Below are 16012 nucleotides of genomic sequence, written 5' to 3'. Positions count from 1 at the left end.
GGCCCCGCACCATTGGTGCGGGGCCGGAGCCATTTAACGCGGGCCTGCTAATACGGGGTCAGGCTACGTTGTTCTCGTAGTCCGTGTCCTTGGTTTCCTTGGACAGGAACAGGGCCACGAGCGTCAACACCGCCATGGCGCTGAGGTAGACACCCACCAGGACCGTGCTTCCCTTGGCCGATTCCCAGAGCCAGACCGCGATGAACGGAGCCACTGCCGCGCCGAGGATGCTGGACAGGTTGTAGCTGACTGCGGATCCGGTGTAGCGGACGTTGGTGGGGAACAGTTCCGGAAGCAGTGCACCCATAGGGCCGAAGGTGAGCCCCATCAGCGTGAATCCGATGATCAGCAACGCCATGGTCCCGACGAAGCCGCCACTGAACAACGGCACGAAGAGCAGGCCGAATACCAGGATTCCAGCCGTGACGGCCAGGAGCATCTTGCGACGGCCGTACTTTTCGGCCAGCGGACCGGCCACCAGGGTGAAAATACCGAAGAAGACGACGCCGGCAATCAGCATCCAGAGGAAGTCGTTCCGGCTGAAGCCCAAGCCCGGGACGAACGCCGCGGCGGCCGCGTCGGTCATGGGCTTTCCCGCCTTGATAGCAGCAGCTTGAGCGCCTGCCAGGGTGGGTTTGGTGCCGTAGGTCAGCGTGAACGTGGTCATCAGGTAGAACAGCACGTACGTCGCAAGCATGATGAAGGTGCCGAGGATCAGCGGGCGCCAGCTCTTCTTGAACACGCGTCCGATGGGCAGCTTGGCCACTTCGTTGGACTCCAGCACCTTGTTGAATGCAGGAGTTTCAATGAGCTTGAGGCGCACATAGAGGCCGAGGATCACCATGACGGCGCTGAGTAGGAACGGCACGCGCCAGCCCCACGCGGCGAAAGCCTCGGGGGTCAAGGTGTAGCTGAAGACCAGGAAGATGATGTTGGCCAGGATGAAGCCGATCGGCGCACCCATCTGCGGGAATGTTCCATAGATGGCGCGTTTGTTGGCCGGCGCGTTCTCCGTTGCGAGCAGCGCGGCACCGCTCCACTCACCACCGAGGGCCAGGCCTTGGGCGAAACGCAGGACTACCAGCAACGTGGGGGCCAGGAAGGTCCAGCCCGGGACCTGTGCCGTGGGGAGGCAACCGATCAGGAACGTGGCAATACCCATGGTCAGGAGGGACGCAACCAGGGTTCCCTTGCGACCGAACTTGTCACCGAAGTGGCCGAAAATGATGGAGCCGAGCGGCCGGGCGACGAAGGCGACGCCGAACACCGCGAAGGAGCTCAGCAGCTGGGTGGTCTCGTCCGCCGTCGGGAAGAAGAGTTTGGGGAAGACGAGCACGGCTGCCGTGGCATAAACGTAGAAATCGTAGAACTCGATGGACGTACCAATGAGGCTGGCGAAAATCACCCGTCCCCGCGAGTTGACCGGCTTGACTGACTCGCTTTCCTTGGATTCAGCGATGGAAGACATGTAGTGGATGCTTTCGTTCACGCCGGCCCGGCGTCGCTGAGCCTGCCGGCAAAGATTATTGAGAGTTCAATAATAGTTCCCGGTATCCACCAAATGGACAATCAAGTCCAAGATGCGGACGCCCGGAAAAGTCTCACTCTGTGGTCCGCGCCACAACAACCTCACCATCGCCTCACGCAGTGGTGACCCCCTCCGATAGGTGAATGTCACAGCACGTTTACAAACCGCGACGGTCCGCGAAACGCGCCGTACCTAACGTGTAAGTACAACGTCCCCACAAAGGAGGCACTCCGTGACAGTTGACCGAAGCACCGAAATCCTCACCAACGAGCAGGCGCCCACCGCCCTCGTCCCCGAGCTTGAACACCGTCCTGGCCGCTGGATTGCCAACTGGGACGCAGAGAACAAAGATCAGTGGGAAGCCGCCGGCCGTTCCATCGCCAAGCGCAACCTGTACTGGTCCATCTTCGCCGAGTTCCTCGGCTTCGTCGTCTGGCAGCTCTGGTCGATCGTCGTCGTCCAGCTCCCGGCCGCAGGCTTCAAGTTCGACACCAACCAGATCTTCTGGCTCATCTCGATCCCCAGCCTGGTCGGTGCCACACTGCGCATCCCCTACACCTTCATGGTTCCAAGGTTCGGTGGCCGCAACTGGACCATCGTCTCGGCCCTCCTGCTGCTGATCCCGACGGCGGGCCTTGCCTTGTGCGTCTCAAACCCCGGCACCCCCTTCGGCGTCATGCTGCTGGTAGCGGGACTTGCAGGCTTCGGCGGCGGCAACTTCGCGAGCTCGATGGCAAACATCACCTTCTTCTACCCTGCCCGCGAAAAGGGCTGGGCGCTGGGCTTGAACGCCGCGGGCGGAAACCTTGGTGCCGCCGTCGCGCAGCTCGTCGTCCCGATCGCCGTCACCCTACTGGCCGCCGGTACCGTCAACCTGCCCATGGCCGGCCTTATCTGGATTCCGCTCATCCTTATCGCTGCCTTCGGCGCTTGGAAGTACATGAACAACCTCACGAGCGCCAAGGGTGACGTTGCAGGCTCCATCGCCGCACTCAAGGAACCGCACTTGTGGATCATGGCCTTCCTGTACATCGGTACGTTCGGCTCGTTCATCGGCTTCTCCGGGGTCTTCCCCAAGCTCATCAAGGACTACTTCCCGGCATTCTCCTCCATGCACCTCGGCGCGGTTGTCCTCTCGCTCGCCTTCCTTGGCCCGCTGGTCGGCTCCCTCGCCCGTCCCTACGGTGGACGCATGGCTGACCGCATGGGCGGAGCCCGGATGACCGTCACGGCGTTCGCAGCGATGGCCGTTATCACCTTGACCATGATCTGGACCCTTCCGCTCAAGAACTTCTGGCTCTTCCTGGTCCTGTTCCTGTTCCTCTTCACGGCAAGCGGCTTCGGAAACGGCGCCACCTACCGCATGATTCCGGTCATCTTCGCCACCTCAAGCCGTGCAGCCCGCTCGGGGGCGAGCGCCGCCAGCACGGCACGCCTCGCGTCCTCCTCCCTCGGCCTGATCTCGGCGATCGGCGCCTACGGCGGATTCGTCATCCCCCAGGTACTCAACGCATCCAGCGCTTCCGGCTCCTACACCCCCGCGTTCTATGGCTTCGTCGGCGCCTACGTGCTGATGCTCATCGTCTGCTGGGTCTGCTACCTCCGGAAGGCCAACCGTAACGCGATGGGACACATCTAATATGCCCAATGGCGCCAACACCCACTGCCCGTATTGTGCGCTGCAGTGCGCCATGACCCTGACCCCGGCGGCGCCCTCGGCGCAGCCGGGGTCAGACCCCGCTCCCGCGGCAAAGGCACTTCCGCTCCTGGAAGTGTCCGGTCGCGATTTCCCCACCAACAGGGGCGGGTTGTGCCGCAAGGGCTGGACATCGCCGTCGTTGTTGAACCACACCGGACGCGTAACGGAACCCATGCTCAAAGGGTCCGATGGCGTCCACCGGCCCGTCACGTGGGACCAAGCACTCATGCTGGTCACCGGAGCCGTCAAGCAGACCCGCGAACAGTACGGGCCCGACGCGGTCGGCGTGTTCGGGGGCGGCGGACTCACCAATGAGAAGGCCTACCAGTTGGGCAAGTTTGCCCGCTTGGCGCTGGGAACCTCGCGCATCGATTACAACGGACGTTTCTGCATGTCCTCTGCCGCGGCAGCCGGAAACCGCGCGTTCGGCGTGGACCGCGGCCTCCCGTTCTGCGTGGAAGACCTTGATTCGGCGAGCGTCATCTTCCTTCTCGGCTCCAACGTTGCCGAGACCATGCCGCCGTTCGTCCAGCACCTGCAAGGCGCGCGCGATTCCGGCGGGTTGATCGTGGCCGATCCCCGCCGTTCCGCGACGGCCGCATTCACCGGCGACGGCGGCGGCATCCACTTGCAGCCGACCCCCGGAACGGACCTCGCCCTGCTGTTGGGTATCTCCCACGTAGTGGTCCACGAAGGCCTCGCCGACGCCGAATACCTCCAGGACCGAACCACCGGGTACCCGGCGATCGCTCGCAGCCTCGCCGCTTTCTGGCCGGAGCGCGTCCAGTCGATCACCGGCGTACCCGCCACGCTCATCCGCGAAACCGCCCGGCGCCTCGCAGACGGCGCCCGGCGCGGCGGCAGCTACATCCTCACCGGCCGCGGAGTCGAGCAGCACGTCGACGGCACGGACACCGCCACAGCCGCGATCAACCTCAGCCTCCTCCTCGGCCTCCCGGGATCCGCCCGCAGCGGGTACGGCACCCTGACCGGCCAGGGAAACGGCCAGGGCGGCCGCGAGCACGGCCAAAAGGCCGATCAGCTCCCCGGCTACCGCAAGATCACCGATCCCGCCGCCCGCGCACACGTCGCCAAAGTGTGGGGCGTCGACGAATCCCTCATCCCCGGCCCCGGCCTTCCAGCCGTGGAGTTGTTGAAGTCTTTGGGACAGCCCGACGGCGTCCGTTGCCTTTTCGTGCACGGCGCCAATGTGGCGGTGTCAGCCCCCGACGCCGGCGCGGTGATCGAGGGCCTGCGCCGCCTGGACTTCCTGGTTGTCTGCGATTTCTTCATGTCCGAGACCGCGCTGGAAGCCGACCTGGTCCTCCCGGTCACCCAATGGGCCGAGGAGGAAGGCACCCTGACCAACCTCGAGGGCCGCGTGCTCCGCCGTCGTAAGGCGCTCACCCCTCCCCCGGGCGTCCGCAGCGAATTGTGGCTCATGGCCCGGCTCGCCGTATCGCTCGACGCTCCGTCCACGTTCAGCGACGATCCCGAGACCGTCTTCGAGGAGCTCCGGCTCGCCTCGGAAGGTGGCTTGGCAGACTACTCCGGAATCGACTACGCCATGCTGGATCGAGGAGAGGCCGCCTACTGGCCCTATCCCACCGGCAGTTCGGGAACGCCGCGGCTCTTCCTCGACAGCTTCGCGCACGCCGACGGTCGCGCGGTCATGGTCCCGGTGGCACCGCAGAAGCGGTCCCGGCGCTCCGCCGTCGTCGGCTCTGACCCCGATCCGCTGACGCTCGTCACCGGACGGCTCCTAGAACACTACCAATCGGGCGCCCAGACCCGCCGCGTGGCCGAACTCGCGGCCGCGCAGCCGGAGCCGCTCTTGCAGATCCACCCCGCGACGGCGGCCGTCAGGGACATCTCCAGCGGCGACTTTGTCCGGGTCTCCAACGAGCGCGGAGAGGTCCTGTGCAGGGTGGAGCTCAGCAACAGCATCCGGACGGACACCGTCTTCCTGCCCTTCCATTTCCCTGGACTGGGCAGCGCCAACCTGCTCACTGAGGCGGTCACGGATCCTATTTCGGGCATGCCGGAGTTCAAGACGAGCACGGTCTGGGTCCGGAAGGCCGTACTGGCAAACGTCGAATCGGAGTTGGCTGCCCAGCTGGCATTGCCAGCGGCGGCCAGCGTATCAATGCAGGTCAGCTTGTCTATGCAGGTCAAGGAGGCATCGTGAGCGAGCGAATTGTGGTGGTCGGATTCGGACCGGTCGCAGCCCGGCTGGTGGACGAGTTGTTGCCCGCCGTGCGCGGCGGCCTTGTCCAACTGCTCGTCGTCGGGCAGGAAACCGAAGCCGCGTACAACCGCGTCATGGTGGCGGAACTCGGCGTTGGGCGGACCACCGCGGAGGCACTCGCGATGGCGGACGCTGCCGCTTTGGCGGCCGACGGCGTCGAGGTCCGGCTGGGCGTCACCGTCAAACGCATCGACCGTGCACGCCAGCAGCTTGTCCTTTCGGACGGGACAACGCCCGGCTACGACCGCCTGGTGTTCGCCACGGGCTCGCGGCCCGTCATTCCGAACCTCACGGGTATCAACCCCGACCCTTCACACCCTGTACTCCCTCCAGGCGTGACTGCCCTCCGTGACCTCCGAGATGCCGCGCAACTGCGCGACGCCGTAGCTGCCGGCAAGCGCGTGATCGTCCTCGGTGGCGGTGTACTCGGCCTTGAAACGGCATTGGCCGCAGCTGAAGAAGGTGCCCTGACCACGGTGGTGCACAACGGCTCCTTCCCGCTGGGCCGCAATATCGACCGCGGCGGCGGGGCCGTTCTCGCGACGAGCTTGCGCAACAGCGGGATCACGATGGTGGGCAACGCCCGTTCCACGGCAGTGGAGCACAACGGCCCCAACGGCATGTTTTCCGCCCTGGTGCTCAACGACGGGTCACGGATCGAAGGCGACCTTCTTGTCCTTTCCTGTGGTGTTCGCCCCCGGATCGAATTGGCCGAAGGCTGCGGGTTGCCTGCCGCTACCGGCATCCTGGTGGATCACCATCTGCGGACCTACCACGAGCCGCATATGTTCGCGATCGGCGATTGCGCCGAAGTCCGCTGCGCCGATGCCGAGTGCCCCGAATGCCGCACCGCATTGGGTCCATCTGGCCTGGTGGGGCCGGGCTGGCGGCAGGCCGAGTGGCTTGCCGAGTACCTGATCCTCCTCGCCGAAGGCGGCCAGGACGCAGCCGACACCTTGGCGCCCCTGCCGCAGGAGAAGCCCGGCGTCGTGGTGCTGAAGGCACGCGGCATCAACATGGCCGTCGCTGGCGACAACAGCGCCGAACCGTGGGATGACGAGCTGTTGTCCGTCGGTGTCTCCGAGGGAATGCCCCGGCGCCAGGTCGCCCAGTGGGCCGATCCCGAACACGGCCGCTACGTCAAAATGACGACGCGGGGCGGCGCGCTCGAAGGACTCGTGACCGTAGGCATGCCGCGCACGGCCGCGGAGCTCGTGATGCTGTTCGAACGCGGCTCCGAGCTGCCCGCCGATCGTTCACTCCTGCTGCGCCTGGACGGCCCGGACCAACTGGGTCCGTCTGCTTCGAATGATGATCCGCAGCGCACCGTGTGCCGCTGTGCGGGAGTCAGCGGTGCGAGCATCGAGGAAGCCGTGCTGGATGGCTGCTCTTCCGTGCCCGAAGTTTCGAAGGCTACGCGGGCCGGCACTGGGTGTGGTGGGTGCCACGGTGACATCAAGGGGATTATCGAGAAGCACTTTCAGGGAGTTGCGGCGTAGTGGGTTTGGGCGCCGGGGTTGTGACGGTCGCGCCGCGCCACGTGAACAAGCCCTTCAGGTCCTTGTCGGTGAGCTCCGCGGCGTCGAGGAAGGCTTGGAGATCGAATTTTTCCAAGGCATCCCGGAAGGCGCCTTCGGTTGTTGTGCCGTGCTGCCGGCACAGTTCCTCAAGCCTAGGTTCGACGTTGTTTCGGTTGCCGCTGGCTGCCCGCATATCGCCTAGCCTGACGGTTTCCAGATAGTCATCCACGATGCATTCTGGGTCGGTGCCGATCGCATGAAGCAGAGCCATGGCGAGCAACCCGGTCCTGTCCCTGCCTCCCATGCAATGGAAGAGGACACCTCCTGTCGGTGCGTTGACCACAGCGGAAATAGCGGCGCCGGCCCGTTCGGGCATGGCTGCAAGGTGCGGGAGAAAGTAGAGCGCCGTGCCCACGAGACCGTTGTCCCAGTAGTCGGCCCAGAACTCTTTGTTTTCCAAGCCGTCAAGGTCGACGTGGATCGTGGTGAGCCAGCTAGGCCGTTCCTTGGTATCCATGTCCCGTTCCCGTTGCTGACGGAGGTCGATCACGGTGCGGATCCCGGCATCATAGATCTGTTGCCATCCGTTCCCGGTGATCCAGTCGACGTTCTCGCTCCGGAAAAACACGCCCCTTGGAGTGACCGTCCCATCCGCGCGCCGTAGACCTCCGAGGTCGCGCCCGTTGACCAGGCCGTCAACTCTGAGTGTGCGATCTTTGTTTTCTATCAGATCCCCCATGTGCCTTAGTAAACCAGAGCGTGCTTACCGATTGGGTTCATTCGGAACCACTTCCTGGCACAGGCGTGGGATCTGGCTACGGGGAAAGGTTTGATCAGGTGTCCGGCGTAGATCGAGTTGAATCGGCTGTAAGTTGTTCGTGGACAATCTGCCATCCTTCGTGCTTGCGCATGAAGACATTAGTGCCGCGTCCCGTTCCCAAGCGTTGCTGGCCGTCGATAATTCCAGTCCAGGAGAATCGGTAACGGCACACGGCGGCCTCCTGCTGCACCAGCACCCACGTCAATTCGTCGACGACGTATCGCTCGTCCCGAATTGCGAGGAAGGTCGCCTCGATAGCTGCCCGGACCTGTTCGCGGCCCTCGTAAGATCCGTCCGAAAACCAATAGCTTGCATCCTCAGCTATGTACGGCAAAACCCGCTCGATGTCGTGCGTGTTGTTGGCCGCCTCATACCCGCGCATCACGGCTGTGAGTTCATCGACGAGGATCTTCCGGTGACAAATCTCCATCGTCATACTCTTGCACAGGCGTTGAGGATGACTTCCAAGAAAACGTGGTCACACGTGGAAGTAGTGGTTTTTGCGTGGTTTTTGCCGTGGGTCGATGTGGGGTGGCGGGATGAACCAGGGCACGCCTGTTTGGACCTGGATGTGCCACTCTTCCTTGTGGATCAGATGGTGGTGGTGGCTGCACAGAAGCGTGCCGTTCTCGACGCTGCTCGGTCCACCCCGGGACCAGTACTCGATGTGGTGGGCTTCGCACCACGGGGCCGGCATCGTGCACGAAGGAAACGCGCAGCCTTTGTCCCGGGCGCTGATGGCTTTGCGGATGTGGGCCGGGAAGATCCGGGAGGACCGGCCGATGTCCAGGACCTGGCCTTCGCCGCCGAGAACGACGGGAATGATGTCGGCGTCGCAGGCGATTTTCCGCAGCGTGGCCGCCGGGACCGGACCGGTGAACGTGAAGCTCCCCGTGCCCCGTTGCGACCCGCCGGAGCGCCCGGGTTGTCCAGATTGCCCGAGGAACGTGAGCTGCCCGGCTTCCTTCAGCGCTGCCAGGAGGTCCCGGTGGTCGATCGTGGCCATGATCTGGGGGCGCTGGCCTCCAGCCGCGGGCAGCGCACCTGTGGCGAGGGCGATCTTGCAGGCGCCCAGCAACCCGTCCAGGAGTTTCTGCGCCCTCGTGCGGCGGTCCAGGGACGCGGCATCATCACCTGAACCACCCGGCAGATCATCTGCCCGGCCGTCAGCCGGAGCGTTTGCCGGCCCGCCCCCGCCGTCCCCGCCGCCCGCGTCCACCGCATGGTCCCCGGACACGCGGGTCCGGGGATTGGTGGCGGTGTTCATGACGGTGAGCAGGTGCTCGTACTGGTCCTGGGTGGCGAAGATCTCCAGATGCTGCAGACCGTGCTTGGGCCGCCGCAGGAAAGCGCCCTGGAGGTGGCGCAGGGATTCCTCGCCGGGCTCGGACCCGTCCTGGTCGATCGCGTCGGTCCAGCGGCGGGCGATCCTGGCCAGGAAATCGGCGTCGTTCCCGGCCGCCGTCAGGGTCAGTGCGTGTTCCATGTCCGCGGCTGTCTCGGCGCTGCACACGGGCCGGACGCGTTCCAGAGCCATGGTGATGGTGGTGGCCGGCCGGGACGCGATGCTCCCGCAGGCCAGGGCCGCGGCCACTTCCCCATAGCGCGGCTGGATCCGCTGCCCCGTGAGGGAGCGGCCCGGCAGCAGGTCCTCCGCCAGGGCCAGGCGGCGCCGGGCCTCCGCCGCGCCGATCCGCAGCAGCGAGCGCAGGTGCTCACCCGTGTTCCGGAACTCCCGGAACCCGGCGAGAGCGTCACCCGCAGCGAGACCGCCGCACCCGGCACCGTCCCCGGCACCGGCTGCTCCGCCTTCAGTTTCGGGGCTGCCGGGGCCATCGCTGGAACCGCCCTCCCGGGCTTCGGCTCCCCAGCCCGTCGTCCAGCCGGTCCCGCCGGACGGCTCCTGCTGCCGGACCCGGTGCACCTGCCCCGCGGCGACGAGCTGCAAATAGTCCAGGGTGCGGGAGAGTTCCTCCACGCCGGAGGCGAACGCGGCGGAATCCTGCATCCCCAGAGGCCCGACGTCGTCCACCGCGGTCCGTGCCAGGGAGCGCAACGCTCCAAGAGCACCCTCCAGAACCTGCTGCGGACCACCGTCGCCGCCGTGATCGCCCATGCGGTCCTCGCGCGGATCCAGCAGGGCGAGCCGGCGCAGCCCACGCATTTGACCCGTCCCTTGACCGGCCGCAGTCGCCCTCCGAGGTTCCCGCGCCTTATGGAACACGACGAACCCGCCGCCGGGCGCAGTGCCCTGGCTACTGGTGAAGTGTCCGATCGCTTCCATGGCAATACTCTGCCAGCAGGCACCGACAAAATAACCCGCTTCCGATCTGGAACAGAAAATACGTTATCGACAGTTCTGTACGCAACGTACGTTTTGCTGCACTTGACGTAGCCATTGTGGACACGGCACATCGTGAGCGCGAACCGGTATTCCTCACTCGCCGCGGAATTCGGGTCGCGGCAGTGATTGATTCCGCCGAGCTGGAGCACCTTCGCGAAGCCGCGGAAGAACTTGAAGACATCCGGGCCGTCAACATGGCATGGGAGGAGATGAAACAGACCGGTGAGACCCCTATCCCCTGGGAGGACGTCAAGCGCGATCTGGCCTGACGTGAGCTACTACATCACGGTCCTTCGGCAACTGCGCAAGCTTCCTCCCGAGGGTCGCCGCCGGGTCCAAGCAGCCATCGAGTTGCTGGCCGAGACTCCACGCCCGCCCGGCGTCAAGAAGCTGGCAGGGCGGGTCGAGTGGCGCGTCGGAACGGGAGATTATCGGGTGCTCTACCGGATCGACGACGGCCGACTCGTCATCGTCGTCGTTCAGGCCGGTCATCGCCGCGAAATCTAAAGGGAGTAAGTCCGCTTACAGATTTCTCCGTCGTCAGTGGCGCGTGATCCTCAAAGTGCTTGATTCACCGACAGATACCCCGGCGTCGCCTCCGATCGGGAAGGTGAAGATAGGCGAGGTGTGGCCAAAATCAACGTTGGCGAGCACCGGAAGGCCGGAAAGGACGGAATGTTTGGCAACTATCAGGGCCAGTAGATCCCGGGTCATTCGGCTTGCCTGCTGAAAGCGACCTATCACCAGACCCCGAATGCCACTTGCCCCTGGCATCTGCAGAAGCGACGCAAGCTCCCTCGCAAATGTAGCCGGGTGGCTTTCGAAGTCGTCCTCCACTAAGAGGAGTGCTCCTTCCAAAGATGGCATGTTGGCCGTTCCCTGGAGGAGATTCAGCGTGCACAGGTTTCCGCCCACAATCCGTCCGCTCGCGGCACTGCGTTGCAGCGGCCACCAGCCATCGCCGGGAATCACCGTTCGGCCGTCTTGGTCACGGAACCATGCATCGTCCGTCCAAGCCGTGGCCGGACGCACGTCCATGGGCTCCCCGCCAAAGAGCGCCTCCATGAACCAGGCCTGAGTCTCCGCAAAGTGGTCCCGCATGCCAAATGTGGACCAGTGCGGCCCGGAGTATGTCACCAGTCCGGTGCGTGCGTAGATGGCGTTCTGAAGTGCCGTGATGTCCGAGTAGCCACACAGGATTTTCGGGTTCGCCGCGATGAGCTCCCAGTCGAGATACGGAAGCAATTCGTTGCTGCTGAATCCACCAATGACTGTCAGGATTCCCGTTACTTCCGGATCCGAAAAGGCCGCATGAAGATCGTCAACACGCGACTGCACCGACGACGAAAGAAGCCCATCCATTTCGTCGACGTGCTCCCCGAAGGAAAGCCGCAACCCCATTTCGGCGAAACGCCCCTCGATGCGGCTGGTGTGGTCGTGCTCCATGACCACGGCGCGGCTCAGTGCGGGCGCGACCACCCGCACCAAGTCACCGCGACGAAATTTGGGCGGGTAGATGGACAGCATGTGCTCGACGCTAGCAAACGCAACGCTGACCACGCCGCTTGCCTACGTACTCAGCGAGGGTATAAACGCATTGGGGTTGGGTGCCGAGGACGCGCATCTGGTTTCACGCGACGCAAAATGTCCCAGGACACGCGAATACGCGCGTCGTGGGGCGTTTTCTGTGTCGCAGATCCGAATGCGAACAACAACCTACATATGCACGTGCAACCGTCGCGCCGCTTCCGAGATCGACCCGGTCAAGGAGGGGTACACCGTAAAGGTGCTCGCGAGGTCGTCGACGTGTAGTTTCTGCTTCACGGCAACCGCGATCGGGTAGATGAGCTCGGAGGCGTTCGGTCCGACGACGACGCCGCCGATCACAGTGCCCGAACCCTTGCGCGCGATGATCTTGACGAAGCCGTCCTTGGTGTTGCGCATCTTGGCGCGGGCATTGCTCAGCAGGGACAGCATGACCACGTCGCCCTGGTACTTGCCCGATTCGAGGTCGGCTTCGGAGACGCCCACGGAGGCGATTTCCGGCGAAGTGAAGATGTTTGAGGCCACTTGGCGGAGCTTGATCGGCATGACGGCGTCGCCCAGGAAATGAGCAACTGCAATGCGGCCCTGCATGGCAGCGACCGAGGCGAGGGCCAGGATCCCCGTACAGTCGCCAGCAGCGTAGATGTTCGGCGCCGTGGTGCGGGAGACGCCGTCGACCTTGATGTGGCCGGACTCCGTGACAGCCACGCCCGCCTCTTCCAGCCCGATTCCGGCAGTGTTGGGGATGGAGCCAACACAGACGAGGCAGTGGCTGCCCGAGACCGTGCTGCCGTCGCCGAGCGTCACCTTCACGCCGGCGTCGGTCCTTTCAACGGCCTCCGCGCGCGAGCGGGACAGAACGCGCACGCCGCGGCGTTTGAAGACGCCTTCGAGGACCTGGGCCGCGTCCGTGTCCGAACCTGGCAGCACCTGGTCGCGGCTCGAAATCAGGGTGACGTTCGAGCCAAGGCCGTTGTAGGCCGAAGCGAATTCGGCGCCGGTAACGCCGGAACCGACGACGATCAGGTCTTCCGGAAGTTGCTCGAGGTTGTAGATCTGTGCCCAGTTCAGGATGCGTTCGCCATCGGGCTTTGCCGTGGGCAGTTCGCGGGGGTGGGCGCCGACGGCGAGAAGAATGGCGTCAGCCGTAATCGTCTTGACGCCGTCCGAGGTGATGACCTCGATGGTGTGGTTGTCCAGGAGCTTTCCGGAGCCCATCAGGATCTCCACTCCAAGGTGCTCAAGGCCCACCCGGATGTCGTCCGACTGCTCCCGCGCGAGGTGCAGGACGCGGTCGTTGATGTGGCCGAGGTCCGCGCGCATGCCCGGCGCCACGTCACTGCCGTCGACCGCGAACTTGACTCCCAGCTCCCCCGCCTCGCCGACGCGGGTCATGAGATCCGCCGTCGCGATCAGGGTTTTGGAAGGTACGACGTCGGTGAGGACGGCCGAGCCGCCGAGCCCGGCGCGCTCGATGAGCGTCACCCGCGCTCCCAAGTGGGCCGCGACCATGGCCGCTTCATATCCGCCTGGACCTCCGCCCAGGATCGCGATTCGTGGTGAGCTGAAGTCAGGATGCATGGTCACAATGTTCCATTCTCACTTAATGCGGGCGGACCTGCCACTAAGCCCCACCTGAGAACGTCTGTAAAGGCCGTTTACCTGGCCAATGCCGCCCTGTTCAACAGCGCGCGCGGCACTGTAGTTTGTACCAGTGAGTAACACAGAGCTGATGAACACAGACCCATTCGAGGCCGCCAAAGCTGCGGCCGACTACATCGCAGCGGAGACCGGCGTCGAATCGCACGACGCAGCACTCGTGCTCGGCTCAGGCTGGGGCGCGGCTGCGGATCTCATAGGTGAAACGACGGCGACCCTCACTGCGTCGGAAGTTCCCGGCTTCCACGCGCCTGCCGTTGAGGGGCATGTGGGCACCATCCGCTCGGTCCTGACGAAGGAGGGCAAGCGCGCCCTTGTCCTGGGTGCGCGTACCCATTACTACGAAGGCAAGGGCGTCCGCGCAGTGGTCCACGGCGTGCGCACGGCTGCGGCAGCCGGATGCAAGACCCTCGTGGTGACCAACGGCTGCGGCGGCCTGAATGAAGCCTGGACCCCTGGAACTCCTGTGCTGATCAGCGACCACATCAACCTGACGGCGGCTTCCCCCCTTGAAGGCGCCACCTTCGTCGACCTCACGGACCTGTACTCCTCGCGCATCCGCGGCCTGGCCCGCGAGGTGGATCCCACGCTCGACGAAGGCGTCTACGCCCAGTTCACTGGCCCGCACTACGAAACGCCGGCCGAGGTCCAATACGCCAAGCGAATCGGCGCGGATTTGGTGGGCATGTCCACCGCCCTGGAAGCCATCGCCGCCCGGCACGCGGGCATGGAAGTCTTCGGCATCTCCCTCGTGACCAACCTCGCCGCAGGCATCAGCCCGGTACCGCTGAGCCATCAGGAAGTCATCGAGGCGGGGCAGACGGCGGGCGCACGCATTTCGCGCCTCCTGGCGGACATCATCGCCAAGCTCTGATCGAGCACCCGGGGCGTCGAGGCTCCCCGGCAATTCCGGACTAAGCAGCCCCGGTAGAATTTGACTGATTCTCCGCCACAGCGCTCGAACCGGAAAGGACCGCCGATCATGACATCCGCGCCTTTCCGGTTCTTGCGAACGGGCCTGATCGGATCAATCATTCTGGGCTTTGCCGCGGGTGGGCACCTTGCCGGCGGCGGAAACCTTCCGGCACCGGCCATTCTGACGGCGCTCTGTGCCCTGACAATCCTCCCCGTCGCCATCCTGACGCGTGCCCGGCTTTCGCTGCCAGTCTTCGCCGGGCTACTGGGGGCCGGGCAACTCTGCCTTCACTGGGCGTTCTGTGCGCTATCTGGAACTTCCACCGCGCAACCGTTGCAGTCCGGGCATGCAGGACATGTTCCACTGGCGCCAGCCCCGGATACCGTAAGCGCCATCGCCTCAACCCACGCCTCGGCCAGCGACTGGCAAATGCTCGCTGCGCACACACTCGCAACCTTGGGCACGGCCCTGGTCCTCGCGCGCGGCGAACAAGCACTATGGGCATTGGCGGCGTGGCTGCGCCCGTTAGTCCAACTGCCCGCTCCAACAGCGATCCACCCACTTCGCACCCCCGCTCCGTGCCCGACCCCGGTTGTGCGTTCCCACAGCCTCCCCGGCCTTCGGCTTCCCTCCCGGCGCGGCCCGCCCGCCCTGGTTCCGGCCACCTGAGACTGCCCCCTTTCATCTGCGGGCAGGGACAGGCGGCAACTCGCTGCCTTCACCGGTCCGGACCTCCGTTCGCCCGGTCCCCAACCGCTTTTCCTTTGTGAAAGGGCACCATTGCCATGAAGACTACCCACCGCCGTACCCTCAAAACCGCCTGCGCCGCGACGATGGCCGCCGGGCTGCTCGCCTTCGGCGTTTCAGCCGCCTCCGCACACGTCAACGTCAATCCCGACGACCCGGCAGCGGGCGGCTACACCCACCTGACCTTCAACGTTCCCAACGAATCCGAAACAGCCAAGACCAGCAAACTCGAGGTCTCACTGCCGACGGACACACCCTTCAACTCGGTGTCCGTGAAGCCGGTCGAGGGCTGGACGGCCGAGCTCGTCACCACCACCCTGCCAAAGCCCGTCACTGTCGCCGGTGCAACGGTGACCAAAGCGATCAGTTCGGTCGTCTGGACCGCGGACGCCGCACACCAGATCGGCCAGAACGAATACCAAGCCTTCTCGATCTCCGTGGGTGTCCTGCCCGACGCCGGCACCACCGTGACGCTGCCGGCCACCCAGACGTACACCGACGGCACGGTGGTGAAGTGGGACGAGAAGACCGTCAAAGGCCAGCCCGAACCCGAGCACCCGGCACCCTCCTTCGTGACCACCGCCAGCGACGAAGCCGCGGCATCCGCGACGGCCACGGCGTCCCCGTCCGCGACCCCGGCCCCGTCAGCCCCGTCAGCCCCGTCAGCTGCAGCATCGGCGACATCCAGCGACGCCGGATCCGCGGCCGGCTGGTTCGGACTCGCGGCTGGGCTCGTCGGCCTGGCCGCAGGCGTCACCGCCCTGGTGCGAACCCGCTCCACGAAGGCCAAATAGCCTCACATCGAACAAGCGAACTGCCCGCACCGGACCCCGGCGCGGGCAGTTTTGCATCCCGCTCCAGCCGACCACGAATCCCACCAACGACAGTCGTCGCCACAGCAATTTTCCGACGCCTGTCAAGTCAATTCGCCCCCGCGTTAATGGCATGTGAACTTTAAAAATAAATCAGATTTATTCAGAAACATT

At 64.8% G+C, this 16012-nt stretch carries 14 protein-coding genes; 8 read left to right on the top strand and 6 right to left on the bottom strand.

All coding sequences use genetic code 11. The annotated features are described in order from the left end of the window. Positions 1-58 precede the first annotated feature (58 nt). The gene (locus ACFVTG_RS09175; RefSeq protein ID WP_390279737.1) at positions 59-1468 is read right to left on the bottom strand and encodes an MFS transporter; all 1410 of its coding nucleotides are present in this window, start codon (positions 1466-1468) and stop codon (positions 59-61) included. A gap of 292 nt (positions 1469-1760) precedes the next feature. Between ACFVTG_RS09175 and ACFVTG_RS09170 the strand changes: the two genes are divergently transcribed. From ACFVTG_RS09170 to ACFVTG_RS09160, 3 genes are read left to right on the top strand one after another with little or no spacing between them, the layout of a single operon-like run. Continuing rightward, a complete protein-coding gene (locus ACFVTG_RS09170; RefSeq protein ID WP_390279735.1) occupies positions 1761-3167 on the top strand; it encodes an MFS transporter in 1407 nt (468 codons plus the stop codon). A 1-nt stretch (position 3168) separates the two neighbouring features. Then, entirely contained in the window at positions 3169-5415 is a 2247-nt protein-coding gene (locus ACFVTG_RS09165; protein ID WP_390279733.1) for a molybdopterin oxidoreductase family protein, read from the top strand. Further along, positions 5412-6974 (top strand): FAD-dependent oxidoreductase, encoded by a 1563-nt coding sequence (locus ACFVTG_RS09160; RefSeq protein WP_390279731.1) that lies wholly within the window; start codon positions 5412-5414, stop codon positions 6972-6974. The genes ACFVTG_RS09165 and ACFVTG_RS09160 overlap by 4 nt, the downstream gene beginning before the upstream one ends. Here the strand turns inward: ACFVTG_RS09160 and ACFVTG_RS09155 are convergent. From ACFVTG_RS09155 to ACFVTG_RS09145, 3 genes are all read right to left on the bottom strand, one after another. Then, on the bottom strand, positions 6940-7734 hold the full coding sequence (locus ACFVTG_RS09155; RefSeq protein WP_390279729.1) for a tyrosine-protein phosphatase: 795 nt from the start codon (positions 7732-7734) through the stop codon (positions 6940-6942). The two genes, ACFVTG_RS09160 and ACFVTG_RS09155, sit on opposite strands and share 35 nt — an antisense overlap. A gap of 94 nt (positions 7735-7828) precedes the next feature. Then, positions 7829-8245, bottom strand: coding sequence for a YybH family protein (locus tag ACFVTG_RS09150; protein ID WP_390279727.1), 417 nt, complete (start codon positions 8243-8245; stop codon positions 7829-7831). Positions 8246-8293: 48 nt separating this feature from the next. Then, positions 8294-10099, bottom strand: coding sequence for a DUF222 domain-containing protein (locus ACFVTG_RS09145; protein ID WP_390279725.1), 1806 nt, complete (start codon positions 10097-10099; stop codon positions 8294-8296). Positions 10100-10215: 116 nt separating this feature from the next. Here ACFVTG_RS09145 and ACFVTG_RS09140 point away from each other — a divergent pair, with 116 nt between their 5' ends. Further along, on the top strand, positions 10216-10428 hold the full coding sequence (locus ACFVTG_RS09140) for a type II toxin-antitoxin system Phd/YefM family antitoxin (protein ID WP_284752565.1): 213 nt from the start codon (positions 10216-10218) through the stop codon (positions 10426-10428). 1 nt (position 10429) lies between these two features. Next, positions 10430-10666: a type II toxin-antitoxin system RelE/ParE family toxin gene (locus tag ACFVTG_RS09135; RefSeq protein WP_390279723.1), complete on the top strand. Its 237-nt coding sequence runs from the start codon at positions 10430-10432 to the stop codon at positions 10664-10666. 33 nt (positions 10667-10699) lie between these two features. On the opposite strand, the gene ACFVTG_RS09130 is transcribed toward ACFVTG_RS09135, so the two are convergent. Next, positions 10700-11686 (bottom strand): S66 peptidase family protein, encoded by a 987-nt coding sequence (locus tag ACFVTG_RS09130; RefSeq protein ID WP_390279721.1) that lies wholly within the window; start codon positions 11684-11686, stop codon positions 10700-10702. 189 nt (positions 11687-11875) lie between these two features. Further along, entirely contained in the window at positions 11876-13291 is a 1416-nt protein-coding gene (locus ACFVTG_RS09125) for an NAD(P)H-quinone dehydrogenase (protein WP_284752562.1), read from the bottom strand. A gap of 145 nt (positions 13292-13436) precedes the next feature. On the opposite strand from ACFVTG_RS09125, the gene ACFVTG_RS09120 reads away from it, so the two are divergent. From ACFVTG_RS09120 to ACFVTG_RS09110, 3 genes are all read left to right on the top strand, one after another. Then, on the top strand, positions 13437-14237 hold the full coding sequence (locus ACFVTG_RS09120) for a purine-nucleoside phosphorylase (protein ID WP_390279719.1): 801 nt from the start codon (positions 13437-13439) through the stop codon (positions 14235-14237). Between the two features lie 108 nt (positions 14238-14345). Continuing rightward, positions 14346-14948, top strand: coding sequence for a hypothetical protein (locus ACFVTG_RS09115; RefSeq protein ID WP_390279717.1), 603 nt, complete (start codon positions 14346-14348; stop codon positions 14946-14948). Between the two features lie 116 nt (positions 14949-15064). Further along, a complete protein-coding gene (locus ACFVTG_RS09110) occupies positions 15065-15820 on the top strand; it encodes a YcnI family protein (RefSeq protein WP_390279715.1) in 756 nt (251 codons plus the stop codon). Positions 15821-16012: the final 192 nt, after the last annotated feature.

The organism is Arthrobacter sp. NPDC058127, assembly GCF_042884555.1.
Taxonomy (GTDB): Bacteria; Actinomycetota; Actinomycetes; order Actinomycetales; family Micrococcaceae; genus Arthrobacter.
The sequence above is the reverse complement of the archived record's forward strand: the minus strand, read 5'-3'. Positions and strand labels throughout refer to the sequence as shown.